Below are 13,434 nucleotides of genomic sequence, written 5' to 3' on the forward strand. Positions count from 1 at the left end.
TTTCTTTATTAGTGATATATATCATCAATAAGTTCCGTGGAGGCTAAAAATTTCACGATTTTGAGAAACAACCCATAAAACAGAAACTCCATCAAAGATTTGATTGAACCTGTTAAAGTTGTTAAAAGCATGTTTAAAATTGATCCTTTGCATTGCAAAACGAAATTTATACAAGCTCTAAGTCAAAAGCATGATATTATACAAGTATACATTTGGCTGTGCTGATACATCCTTTTAAGCTGTTTTGCAGTATTAACAGTAGGCGCTTAGTAGCTTTTTGTACATTGAAAAAGACAATTATGGATAGATACCCTTTGAAACCCGAGAATATGCGCGCTCCGAACCACCTGACCAAAGGTGAGGTGCAGAAAAGCCTGGATGAGCTGGATAGCAAAATCAAAACGCTTCAAGGCAGATTGAATGCGACCACTTCCGATTCAAGCAACACCTATCAGGAGCATATAGAGGCACTGGAAAGAAAGCGGACGCTTATAGCCCAAAAAGTAGACGACCCTAGTAACCAGTCACAGCACTGGCATGATTTGCATGATAATATCAGCAACCTGCACAACGATGCAGATAGTATGATGAAATAGAAAATGCCCCGCAACAAATAAATGTTGCGGGGCATTTTTGTAACTATAATATTAGCCTTGCACAGGTTCTCGGAAACCAACCCATGTAAATCGCTTGATCACGAATTCAGGGTTAGTGAAAGAAGCATTACCTGCCGGATTGCCTCCTGTTACATGGAAGTCAGAGAAGCTGGCATTTTGATTAACATAAATACCCCCTGTTAAGTTAAATGAAACAGGCGTACCTGCTAAACTCATCTCGTCCATGATCTTCTCTTTTATAGCAGGATCTGTAGTATAAGCTCCACACGATATAGCGCCATGGCTGGTAGCCATATCTTTTGCAATCTCAATAGACTGGTCTGTGCTCTTAGTTTTGATAATGAGTACAACAGGTCCAAATAACTCGCGGCTGTAGCTTTCCTTCTCCGTAGCATCCACTTCGTATATTACAGGGGTGCAGGTACGAGCGTTAGCGAACATAGGGTTGCTGAAATCACTAGAGCTTAATACCTCACGCCCTTTTACTGATCCAGCACCTTTGATACGCTCTGTAGTGGCCGGGTTCTGGATAGCGCCAAGAATATGCGGACCTGCTTTAGGGTTGTTTACAAGCGCTGTTACGGCACCTGCAATTTTCTCCACCACTTCTTCATAAGGCACCGTTTCGCCGCCCACTTTTAAGCCTGCTTCCGGCACATAGAAGTTCTGCGGCGCAGTACACATCTGGCCTGAATAAAGCGTTACAGAAAAAGCAAGATTTTGCGCTACTTTATCCAAGTCGTCCATAGAGTCCAGTATGATGGAGTTAACGCCGGTTTTTTCCGTAAACGTTACTTTACCAGGCAGGCCCTCTACATAGTTACCAAATTCATTTCCACCTGTATAGTCAATCAGTTTTACCTTCGGGTTTTCGGCCAGGTCTTTAGTGATCAGCCTATCATCAGCATCCACTGCAAGTTGGCAAATGTTAGGAGTTAAGCCGTTTTCCTGCAACACTTTCTGCACCTCTGCCACCACAATGGCAATTGGCAGTACAGCTTTCGGGTGTGGCTTTATAATAACAGGGTTACCTGTTACAAGACTGGCAAACATACCAGGCACTGTATTCCAGGTAGGGAAGGTGGAACAGCCAATAACAAGTCCCACTCCTTTCGGAACAGCTCTCCAGCTTTTGTTCAGCTTCAGGTTATACTTACCCATTGGCTTTTCCCACTCGGTACTTACCGGAAAGCGTGTCTGCTCCTCGTAGCCAGAGGCAATAGCCTCCAGTGCACGGTCAGCGGCATGCGGCCCTGATGCCTGGAAAGACATCATATAAGCTTGGCCTGTAGTATGCATTGTAGCATAGGCAATTTCAAAGAAGCGTGTTTTCATACGCTCCAATACCTCTACCAATAACGAAGCACGATCGGCAGGCTTCACCTTACGCCACTGGTGAAATGCTTCTTCAGCACGTGATACCAGCGTTTCCGGCGAAAAGAAAGGATATGTTACGCCTAGCGGCTGTTGCTCATACGGCGACTCTTCCTGCCCTACCCAAGCTTCCGGATCTTCCTGAAGTAACTCGGTGAATTGAGTGTTCAAATGTGTTTTATACTTCTCCCTACCTTCTTTATCTGCATTCTCACCATACACGTCAGGCATAGGGTTTTCTGGATATTGTGCAAAAAAAGTGCGCTCATGCAACGCTTGTACTGCCTTATCAATTATATCTTGATGCTTGTCCATCAAATTCAAATTCATAGTTAATAATTTATAGAATGGAACATTTTAACGTTTAAGTCAACAGAAGGAAAGATACGTAAAAAAAATTGAAGTCGGAGGTGGAAGTATGATTTTCATAACGCAGAAATTTGATACTTTTGCTGTACATCAGAAAATAACTGATTGATCTCTAAAAACATATAATCCCTTTTTTTATAGCGCAAATGTTTACCCCTTCCTTCTGCCTGAAGCATGCCTTTTGCTTCATTTTAATTTCTTTACTCCTGATGCCAAAGCTTTTTGCACAGGATCGAAAATTGGATTTTGGTGCTAATACCATTCCCAATAAAGTAGTTTATAAGCTAAAGCCACAGCAACTCCGACTAGCATCTCCAAACCAGGGCACAAGTATGAGCCAGGCGCTACAACAGGTAGGGGCAAAACAGGTACACCAAAAATTTCCGGCAACAGCTACCATGCAAAATGCCCGCAAGGCAGCGCCTGCCGTTGATCTGTCGTTGATTTATGAGGTAGACTATACTTCCAGCCTTACCTTTGAGCAGGTAAAAGCAGCCTTGCTTCATACGGGGCAGGTGGCTTACGTAGAGCCGCTTTATATCCGGGAGCCGTTCCACCAGCCTAACGACCCTGCTGCTGACTCTACTAAAACTACACAGTTTTACCTGAAGCAGGTGCAGGCTTATGGCGGATGGGCCGTAGAAAAGGGAGACACTAACGTCGTAATCGGTATACTTGATACAGGCTTTCGCCTTACGCACCAGGACCTTAAGACCAAGGTAAAACGCAATTATGCCGACCCGATTGATGGCATAGACAATGATGGAGATGGCTTAGTTGACAATTTTACTGGCTGGGACTTTGCTGATGGCGACAATGATGTTAGCTTTTTAGACGATGTAAACGGCTCTAAAGGCCACGGAACGTCTGTGGCAGGAGTGGCAGCAGCGGCAACAAATAATGCAGCCGGCATAGCCGGTTTAGGCTACCATGCTAAGTTTATGCCTATTAAAGTTTTTACGTCTAAAAAGAGCGGAGGCAAGTTTGGAGGTTACGAAGCTATCGTTTACGCTGCTAACAAAGGTTGTAAGGTTATTAACTTATCCTGGGGCGGAACAGGAAGCTCTCAGTTTGAGCAAGATGTCATAAACTATGCTGTGCTTGAAAAAGATGTACTTATAATTGCCGCAGCTGGTAACACAAACGATTTTATTAAAATATACCCTGCTGCCTACAATAATGTGGTATCAGTGGGTGGTGCTGCCAACACAGATGTAAAATTCGCAGACCATACCTATAATTACCAGATTGACCTTATCGCTCCAAGCGCCAATATCTACACAGCATCCAGCGCAACGGATACAAGGTATGGCAATGCTGGAGGTACTTCTTTTGCATCGCCTATGGTTGCTGGCGCTGCGGCCCTGGTACGCAAGCATTACCCGACTTTGAACGCAAGGCAAATAGCGGCAAGGCTACGCGCTACCACAGATCATATTTATCAGTTAGAAGGAAATCAGCCCTACCTGGAAATGCTTGGCTCCGGACGTCTAAACGTTAAGAAGGCTCTTATAGCCCAAGACTTGAAGGCTGTACGATGCACCAGCTTTACCCCTATCACTCCTTTACAACATCGTGTAGCAGGAAGCACGGTAAGTATAGATGCCAGCTTTACCAACTTACTATCTCCTACTTCCTCACTGCAAGCAACTCTTACTTCTTCATCGCCATACGTAAGTATAACGCGTGGCACAGCCAGCCTTGGCAGCCTCGGAACTATGGAAAACGCTTCTACCGGCAACCAGCCTTTCCAGCTAAAGATTTCAGAGGACGCTCCCATAAACCTGACCGTTTACTTGCGTTTAGGCTATACCGATGGCGACTATTCAGACTTCCAGTATTTTGAACTTGAAATAAACCCTGACTATAAAGCCTTGACTGCAAATAACCTGCACGTAACTTTAAACAGCAAAGGAAACTTTGGCTATAACGGTTTTAACTTCTCTCAAGGCGAAGGTGTGGTTTATAAGGGGAGTAGCCCGCTTTTATTTGAAGGTGGTTTGATGATTGCTACCTCACCGGAACAAGTGTCAGACAATATCCATAATGCCGAAAACAAAAGCGATGAAGACTTTGTGACCACCAGCTTTGCCCAAAGCTACCACAATACTCCGTTGGCCAAACAGGAAGTACGAACCGTGATGCACGACAATCACCATACTCCCAACGAAGCCAATGTAGGGGTGCAGGTAAAGCAGATTGGCTATGCCTGGGATGAGGCACCATCTCAGGATTTTGTCATACTGGAGTATCACATCAAAAATATTACAGACGCGCCTTTTGAGAAACTATACACAGGCCTTTTTGCAGACTGGGACATTGGACTGTATTACCAGAATGCGGCAGATTGGGATGAAGCAACACAGATGGGCTACGTTTACAATACTAACGAACCTCTGCCTTATGCTGGCATTAAGTTGCTGACACGTGAAACGCCTACGCATTTCGCTTTCACAAACGAGGGTACTGTAGCAGGAGACATCAATATAGAAGATGGCTTTACAACAGAGGAGAAGTTTAAGACGCTCACCAGAGCTGCTGAAAGTAGCGAAAAAGGCAAACATGCAAGTGGTAATGTATCGCATGTGGTAGGGGCTCATACGATTGATGTGGCACCTGGTGCTACTAATATCGTAGCCTTCGCTGTGTTAGCGGCTGATAACCTGGATGAGCTAAAAAAACATGCTGCTGCGGCACAACAAAAGTATAACAGCTTTAGAACCAGCCCTGCTCCTATTGCCTTTGCTGATACTATTTGCGCCGGGAGTAACGTAGTATGGACACCTGAAGGAGGTAAAAACTTTAACTTTTATGTAGAGCAGGACCAAAAGCAAGTTCTGGTAGCTACTAGTTCGTCCTATGAAATTGAAAACCTGAACAAACCGAAAATTATTTATGCCGCAAGTGTGGATTCTTTGTTTGAAAGCAAATTAGTACCGGGCATTTTCTCTCTGCCAAAAACACCAGAGCCGATTTTTGAAGTCTCTGCAGACGAAATAGCAGCGGGTACACCAGTAACGTTCACGAATAAAAGCAGATACAGCAAAGAAGCCCATTGGGTTATAGATAATGCATGGCCGGTAACAGGAGAAACCTTTACCACCACCTTTGAACAGCCAGGCACTTACCAGGTGCAGTTAACAGTAGCAGACAGGTTTAACTGCTCCGAAGCAACTATACGCAAAGAGATACTCGTAACCGAGAGGATCCCCACTGCCATTCCAGAAGCTATTCAGAACCTGGTGCAGCTATACCCTAACCCTACCACTGGTCTGCTGCACATTAAGCTTACTGATGGTACTACAAATCAGTTATACAACTTATCAAGTATAGGAATAACTAATTTAATGGGCAGAACCAGCTATTTGCACACCAATCAGCTAGCAGGAGAGTTAACCGTTGATCTATCAGAGTTGGCAGCAGGCGTCTACTTTACAACTATTAGGTATGGCAATTACAACATCGTAAAACGGATTGTAGTTATTAAACCTTAAGTATAGCAGGTATAAAAAAGCCTGTTTAACTTTATATTTTGCTCAAATTGCAGCGCAAAGTGTAAAGTTAAACAGGCTCAAAAATAGAAAGGCCTCACCGATTGGTGAGGCCTTTCTCTTTTTATACTACAGGCAGAGCAATTAAGCTCCTGCGTTCTGTTTCTGCAGCAAGCGAATCAAGTTTAGAGCAGATCCGGCTTTGAACCAATCAATCTGACCTTGGTTATAAGTATGGTTTACCATAAAGCTATCCTCGCTACCATCTGAGTGATGAAGCACCACTTTTAGCGGCTGGCCTTCTTTGAAATCCTCTAAACCAAGAATATCAATTGTATCTGTCTCTTCTATCAGATCGTAATCTGCTTTGTTTGCAAATGTAAGACCTAACATACCTTGCTTCTTCAGGTTGGTTTCGTGGATACGCGCGAAAGACTTCACGATAACGGCACGAACACCCAAGTGACGTGGCTCCATAGCAGCGTGCTCACGAGAAGAACCCTCACCATAGTTTTCGTCACCTACTACCACAGTACCGATACCAGCAGCCTTATACGTACGAGCCGTAGCAGGTACTGTATCATAACCACGCGTCATGTCGTTGTAAACGCTGTTAGACTCACCGTTAAAAGCATTGATGGCACCGATCAACATGTTGTTAGAAATATTGTCGAGGTGGCCACGGTACTTCAACCATGGGCCAGCCATAGAGATATGGTCAGTAGTACACTTACCTTGCGCCTTGATCAGAAGTTTAAGGCCTTTCAGGTCTGTACCTTCCCAAGGCTTAAAACCTTCCAGCAATTGCAGACGGTCAGAAGCAGGATCAACCACAACTTCTACAGTGCTGCCATCTTCAGCTGGTGCTGTATAACCTGCATCCTCTACTGCAAAACCGTTCAATGGCATTTCTACACCTTGTGGCTCATCAAGCATTACCTGCTGTCCGTCTCTGTTAGTCAGCGTATCAGTAAGCGGGTTGAAGGTAAGGTCACCGGCAATAGCGAAAGCAGTTACGATTTCTGGTGAAGCCACGAACGCGTGTGTGTTCGGATTACCGTCGTTACGCTTTGCAAAGTTACGGTTGAATGACGTGATGATAGAGTTCTTACGCGTTGGATCGTCAGTGTGACGTGCCCACTGCCCGATGCACGGACCGCAAGCGTTAGCCAGTACTACACCACCCATCTCTGCGAAAGTATCTAACAAGCCATCACGGGCAGTAGTATAACGCACTAGTTCAGAACCAGGAGTGATAGTGAATTCAGCCTGAGCCTCCAGATTTTTAGATACAGCCTGTGCAGCTATGGATGCAGAACGCGTAATATCTTCGTAAGAAGAGTTAGTACAAGAACCGATCAAACCTACTTCTAGTTTAGCTGGCCAGTTGTGCTCTTTAACCACAGCAGCAAACTGAGATATTGGCCAGGCAGCATCCGGTGTAAACGGACCGTTTACGTGTGGCTCTAGTGTAGAAAGGTCAATCTCGATCAGTTGATCATAGTATGCAGCTGGGTCAGCGTATACTTCGTCATCTGCGCGAAGTACGTGTGCCACCTCGTCAGCAAGCTGAACAATTTCTTCACGCTTGGTACCGTTCAGGTAAATGCGCATTTTTTCATCGTATGCAAATACGGAAGTAGTAGCACCGATTTCTGCACCCATGTTACAGATTGTACCTTTACCAGTACAAGACAGGCTTTCAGCACCTTCACCGAAATATTCTACGATAGCACCCGTACCACCTTTTACAGTAAGTATACCGGCTACTTTCAATATAACGTCTTTTGGAGAAGTCCAGCCGCTCATTTTACCAGTCAGCTTCACACCGATAACTTTCGGAAACTTAAGTTCCCAAGCCATACCGGCCATCACGTCTACCGCGTCAGCACCACCTACACCAATGGCAACCATACCTAAACCACCCGCGTTCGGCGTGTGAGAGTCAGTACCGATCATCATACCGCCCGGGAAAGCATAGTTCTCCAGCACTACCTGGTGAATGATACCTGCACCTGGCTTCCAGAAGCCAAGGCCATACTTGTTAGATACAGAAGCTAAGAAATCATAAACCTCTTTGTTCTCGTTATAAGCGTCCTGCAAGTCAGAATCAGCACCCGTACGAGCCTGAATTAAGTGGTCGCAATGCACAGTAGACGGTACTGCCGCCTGAGGCTTACCAGCCTGCATGAACTGAAGCAAAGCCATCTGTGCCGTAGCATCCTGCATCGCCACTCTGTCCGGAGCAAAATCTACGTAAGACTTTCCGCGCTCAAAACCTTGTTTTGCTGCACCTTCATATAAGTGTGCATACAGGATCTTCTCTGTCAGGGTGAGCGGACGGCCTACTGCCTGGCGGGCAGCATTAACGCGCTCTTCCATGCCGGCATATACTGCCTTGATCATTTCTAAATCAAATGCCATAGTTTGCTATTGTTAGTGTTTTATACTCTATTAAATGAAGTTTACAAATGTACGAAAACTAAATATCTTCAAAAACATTAGTATACATGAATATAGGTTGGTACATTAATATGCATGCATAATGGCACCTATGCGGATTTTAAAGACATAAGCTGTACTTTTGCGCCGTTATATTTCTTATGTTTATCACATGAAACATCACTTTATTAATACCCATACAAGCCTCTTTTTGTTTTTGGCAATCACTCTTACGCAATTAATAAGCTCCTGTACATCCATGACATCTACAGAAAACACTATACAAACCGGCACCTGGCGTGTTGCTTTACAACACACTGAGGGAGTAGAAATTCCTTTCCTTATGGAAGCGGAGGAAAAGGACGGTAAAACAGTGTTGTACCTGGTGAATGGCGAAGAACGCATTCTGGTTGATGATATTCAGCAGCAGGATGATTCGGTAAAAATTGGTCTACACATTTTTGATGCTGATCTTATCGCCAAAGTTGATGGTGATAAAATGTCTGGCCGTTTTGTAAAAAATGACACTGCCACACCGTATGCCGTACCTTTCACGGCTGAGCGAGGCAATGAGAATCGTTTTGCTGCCAACCCTGCTCCTGCCACATATGACTTCAACGGCAAATGGGATGTTGTTTTCGCTGATAAGGAAGGTAGCAGCTATAAAGCAATTGGCGTATTTGAGCAAAAGGATACCTATGTAACCGGCACCTTTCTAACAGAAACAGGAGACTACCGCTACCTGGAAGGACAAGTTTCCGGCAACGAGTTGAAACTTTCTACTTTCGACGGAAACCACGCTTATTTATTTACTGCTAAACCAGAAGGCGACAGCACCCTTACAGGTGATTTTTATGCAGGCATGAACGGTTACGAAAGCTGGACGGCCAAGCGCAACCCTAATGCTGAACTAGCCAGTGCCGATACGCTTACTTACCTGAAGCCGGGGTACGAGTCTTTGTCTTTTACTTTCCCAAACCTGCAGGGCGAGCAAGTATCGCTGTCGGATGACAAGTATAAAGGCAAAGTGGTGATTGTACAGCTTTTGGGTACCTGGTGCCCAAACTGCCTGGACGAAACACAATTCCTGGTTCCTTATTACAACAAGAACAAAGACCGTGGCATGGAAATCATCGGCCTTGGTTTTGAGCGCAGCCCTGAATTTGAAAAAGCCGCTGCCCGCCTGCAAAAAATGAAAGACCGCTTAGATATCAACTATGATTTACTGGTAGCTGGGGTATCTGACAAAGAAGCTGCTGCCAAAGCGCTGCCAGCTTTGAACCACGTGATGTCGTTCCCGACTACTATTTTCATCGGTCGTGATGGCAAAGTGCGTAAAATCCATACCGGCTTCTCCGGGCCAGGCACAGGCAAGTATTACGAAGAGTTTGTAGCCGATTTTAACAAGACAATGGATCAGCTACTTGCTGAGAAGTAGGTTTACCTGAATACATCCTTGCCCCTCCTCGGAGCTCAACTTGTAGGATAAACAAACAACCGCAAGATTTCATCTTGCGGTTGAAATGGGGAAAGCTTTCAGCTTTCGTGGCAGGTTTATAGTCCGTATACTCACGCTCTTGAAAAATTGCCCCATGAAAAGCTTCAAGTTGAAATCTGAAGCAGTAGTGTATTTTTCCCTACAAGATAAGTCCCTAGGAGGGGAATTTGGGTTCAGACTACGCTATCAGCAACTATCTGACTATTTCCAGTCCTTGGGTTGAGCGCCTTTGGAGTTTTTCGGTCCTGCGTGAGCGGGATTGCAAAGCGATAGCGAGCAAAGAAAAGCTCCCAGCGCGATGCCCGAAGACGGGCCCTCGCGGGCTTGAGCGCTCTAAAGCAAAAGGTAAAACAATAGGTATATGGGAGCTGGAGAGTAAGCAGGAACTAGAAAGGATAGCTTAGCTGAGGCTGCGGTAGTAGGGTTTTATCAAGTATAGCCAATGCTACTAAAGGGTTGGCTCTGCGAGCCAGTAGAGCTGGAAGCTCTACACCATAGTAGGCACTAGCTGAAAGCTAGCGCCAGCGGAAATATTAAAGTATAGCCGGAGCAGTCGAATGCACAAGCGGACGCTTGCGCCAGAACAGGCACAGCGTTAACCTCTACTTCTCCCGCTCTATCGTGTAAGCAATCAGATCCTCTAACGAGCGACGGGAAGCTGACTCAGGGAAAGTATGAAGTATGGCCAACGCCTCAGCATGGTAGCGGTTCATCATCTGGATAGTATAATCGATGCCACCTGACTGCTTCACAAAATCAATAACCTGCTGCACACGTTTGTTGTCACCGTTGTTGTTCTTCACGTTATAGATCACCTTACGCTTTGTAAACCAGTCGGCCTCACGCAGCGCATGTATAAGCGGCAGCGTCATCTTCTTTTCCTTAATGTCGATACCTACGGGCTTTCCGATTTCAGCGGTGCCATAATCAAACAAATCGTCTTTAATTTGAAAGGCTATTCCTACTTTCTCACCAAACAGGCGGGCTTTTTCAATGTCTTCTTTAGAGGCACCGGCAGATGCTGCTCCTACAGCACAGCAAGAGGCAATTAGCGAGGCTGTTTTCTGGCGGATGATATCAAAGTATACTTCCTCAGTGATATCGAGGCGGCGGGCTTTCTCTATTTGCAGCAACTCCCCTTCACTCATCTCCTTCACCGCATTCGATACGATTTTGAGCAGTTCGTAATCGTCGTTCTGCAAAGAGAGCAACAGGCCTTTAGAAAGGAGATAATCACCAACGAGTACGGCAATTTTGTTTTTCCAGAGGGCATTCACAGAGAAAAAGCCACGACGATAGTTAGCATCGTCCACCACATCGTCATGCACCAGCGTGGCTGTATGCAATAGCTCGATAAGAGCTGCACCACGGTAAGTTGCTTCTGAAATGGTTTCGTGGAAGAGCTTAGCCGAGAAGAAAACGAACATAGGCCGCATCTGCTTTCCTTTGCGCTTCACGATGTAGCTCATGATCCGGTCCAGAAGCAGTACCCGGGTCTTCATGGAAGCCCTGAACTTCTTTTCGAACTGCTGCATCTCGGGCGCTATCGGCGCCTGTATTTCTTTTAGGCTTATGCTCATCTGTTACGTTCGCAATATTACAGCCTACCAGAGTGGTTTCCAAACAGACACTGCTAAAACATTAAGGCCTTTCATAAATCATAGGCTTTGGCTGAGTAAATCCTTTGGGCTTGGTTTAAATTACTACATTTAAGAGCTAATCACGGGTTGGCGTAAGACAGTAACACTATCTCACTCCAAAATGTATAACTATAGAGAGCAATACATGTTGCTTACTTCGCACAGTATAAACTTACTGATAAACCAGCCTGGGTATTAGCACCAGATTAATCAATAAAAATGAAAGTAGACTTTGTCGTATATCCTGAGCACGGCCGCCCTTTTACTGCCGACGCCTCCTATCAGCCGAATGGTAAAGCTAAGCCTGTCGTGCTATTTGCTCATGGCTTTAAAGGCTTTAAAGACTGGGGCCACTTTAACTTATTAGCTAAATATTTTGCAGAGCGTGGTTTTGTGTTCCTGAAATTCAATTTTGCTTATAACGGCACCACCGTAGAAGACCATTCTGATATGCATGACATGGAGGCTTTTGGGCAAAACAACTTTAGCATGGAGCTAGATGACATGCAGGCGCTGATAGACTTGCTGCACTCTGACAACCCTCCTGTTCAAAAAAAGGAGCTCGACCTGAAACGCATATACCTGATAGGCCACAGCCGTGGTGGTGGAGCCGTTATTTTGAAAGCTGCCGAAGAGCCACGTGTAAAAGCTGTTGCCACCTGGGCTGCTGTAAATGACTACGACAGCCGCTGGGACGCTCTGCAAATGGAGCAGTGGAAAAACGATGGTGTGCAGTATGTGCTCAATGGCAGAACGGGGCAGCAAATGCCGCTGTATTACCAGATTGTGGAGGATTATTACCAGAACAAGCACCGCCTAGATATTCCGGAAGTAATTAAAAAGGTGCAGCAACCCCTTTTGCTGCTGCATGGGGAGCAGGACGAAACATTGCCGACACAAATGGCTCATGACCTAAAAAAATGGAAGCCTGACGCTGAACTTCACCTCCTACCTGAAGCAAACCACTCGTTTGGTGGCAAACACCCGTTTGATGCGGAGGTATTGCCCGAAGCTGCACGCCAAGCAGCAGAGCTAAGTATAACCTTCTTCCAAAAACATGCCTAAGCTATACTTACTGCTGGGCGGTAACCTCGGCAATCGTACTTTATACTTACAACAGGCCCGTGAAAGTATAAACAATAAAGTGGGCCATGTTACCCAAAGCTCCAGCATCTACGAAACGGCTGCCTGGGGTAAAACAGACCAGCCAAACTTCCTGAACCAGGTGCTGGAGGTAGAAACAGATTTACTGCCAGAACAGGTATTGCAAAGTATAAACGCTATTGAGCAGGAGCTGGGGCGCGTGAGGCTTGAACACTGGGGCAGTCGCGTTATAGATATCGACATTCTTTTTTATGATGATGTGGTGGTGCAGACCCAGCGCCTGACCATTCCGCACCCACAACTGCACCTACGTAAATTCACCCTGTTGCCCTTAGCTGAAATTGCTCCTGAGCTGGAACACCCTATTTTGAAAGAAAGTATAACTGAACTTACAAACTCCTGCCCCGACCAACTGAAAGTATGGCTATATTCATAATGTCTGATTATATTGTATGGCAATAAGGTCGATCAGTATTACAGTTCTAAACACTCCAGTTAAAGGGCTAATAACCGGAACAGTGCCTTATATACAGTAGTTGGGCAAAATAAAAAAGACATGGAAGAATTAGAAGCGATTGTCATTCATCATCAACCTCTTGATGATATTACATTAAAAAAGCTTTTACTAATTTTTGACAAAGTCTCCTTTATTGACCCAACCGATAATGAGCACTTAATTCCTGATGGAGTACCACAGATTGATTTTCATGTATTAGTGCATAGCGGATCTTATGCTCCATTATATAAAGGTAGGTCATATGCAAGCACAGATTATGACCTGTTTGATAGATTCCGTAAAGCAATTGACGAAAATATCCTGAATGTATTAGACTTATACAATAATGGTTTCTATAATAAAAATTGGCTACCTCTAAAGTTATCTTTTGACTATGATACTG

At 45.0% G+C, this 13,434-nt stretch carries 9 protein-coding genes; 6 read left to right on the forward strand and 3 right to left on the reverse strand.

What is annotated here, in order from left to right; all coding sequences use genetic code 11:
• Window positions 1–299: 299 nt before the first annotated feature.
• Window positions 300–596: a hypothetical protein gene (locus ACFQ2O_RS14530; RefSeq protein ID WP_377528925.1), complete on the forward strand. Its 297-nt coding sequence runs from the start codon at window positions 300–302 to the stop codon at window positions 594–596.
• A gap of 51 nt (window positions 597–647) precedes the next feature.
• Here the strand turns inward: ACFQ2O_RS14530 and paaN are convergent, their stop codons facing one another.
• The gene (gene paaN, locus ACFQ2O_RS14535; protein ID WP_377528928.1) at window positions 648–2,321 is read right to left on the reverse strand and encodes a phenylacetic acid degradation protein PaaN; all 1,674 of its coding nucleotides are present in this window, start codon (window positions 2,319–2,321) and stop codon (window positions 648–650) included.
• A 248-nt stretch (window positions 2,322–2,569) separates the two neighbouring features.
• On the opposite strand from paaN, the gene ACFQ2O_RS14540 reads away from it, so the two are divergent.
• Window positions 2,570–5,854, forward strand: coding sequence for a S8 family serine peptidase (locus tag ACFQ2O_RS14540; RefSeq protein WP_377528930.1), 3,285 nt, complete (start codon window positions 2,570–2,572; stop codon window positions 5,852–5,854).
• A gap of 141 nt (window positions 5,855–5,995) precedes the next feature.
• Here the strand turns inward: ACFQ2O_RS14540 and ACFQ2O_RS14545 are convergent, their stop codons facing one another.
• Window positions 5,996–8,275 carry an aconitate hydratase gene (locus ACFQ2O_RS14545; RefSeq protein WP_377528932.1) on the reverse strand — a complete coding sequence of 760 codons (2,280 nt, stop codon included), beginning with the start codon at window positions 8,273–8,275 and terminating at the stop codon, window positions 5,996–5,998.
• A gap of 277 nt (window positions 8,276–8,552) precedes the next feature.
• On the opposite strand from ACFQ2O_RS14545, the gene ACFQ2O_RS14550 reads away from it, so the two are divergent.
• Window positions 8,553–9,731, forward strand: coding sequence for a peroxiredoxin family protein (locus ACFQ2O_RS14550; protein WP_377528936.1), 1,179 nt, complete (start codon window positions 8,553–8,555; stop codon window positions 9,729–9,731).
• A gap of 662 nt (window positions 9,732–10,393) precedes the next feature.
• On the opposite strand, the gene ACFQ2O_RS14555 is transcribed toward ACFQ2O_RS14550, so the two are convergent.
• Window positions 10,394–11,371 (reverse strand): polyprenyl synthetase family protein, encoded by a 978-nt coding sequence (locus ACFQ2O_RS14555; protein ID WP_377528939.1) that lies wholly within the window; start codon window positions 11,369–11,371, stop codon window positions 10,394–10,396.
• Window positions 11,372–11,650: 279 nt separating this feature from the next.
• Between ACFQ2O_RS14555 and ACFQ2O_RS14560 the strand changes: the two genes are divergently transcribed.
• The 3 genes from ACFQ2O_RS14560 to ACFQ2O_RS14570 form a co-directional block, all read left to right on the forward strand.
• A complete protein-coding gene (locus ACFQ2O_RS14560; RefSeq protein WP_377528943.1) occupies window positions 11,651–12,496 on the forward strand; it encodes an alpha/beta hydrolase family protein in 846 nt (281 codons plus the stop codon).
• Window positions 12,489–12,971 (forward strand): 2-amino-4-hydroxy-6-hydroxymethyldihydropteridine diphosphokinase, encoded by a 483-nt coding sequence (folK, locus tag ACFQ2O_RS14565; RefSeq protein WP_377528947.1) that lies wholly within the window; start codon window positions 12,489–12,491, stop codon window positions 12,969–12,971. The genes ACFQ2O_RS14560 and folK overlap by 8 nt, the downstream gene beginning before the upstream one ends.
• Before the next feature lie 120 nt (window positions 12,972–13,091).
• On the forward strand, window positions 13,092–13,434 hold a 343-nt coding region (locus ACFQ2O_RS14570; RefSeq protein ID WP_377528951.1), incomplete at its 3' end, for a hypothetical protein.

Source organism: Pontibacter rugosus, from assembly GCF_042678745.1.
GTDB classification, from domain to species: Bacteria; Bacteroidota; Bacteroidia; order Cytophagales; family Hymenobacteraceae; genus Pontibacter; species Pontibacter rugosus.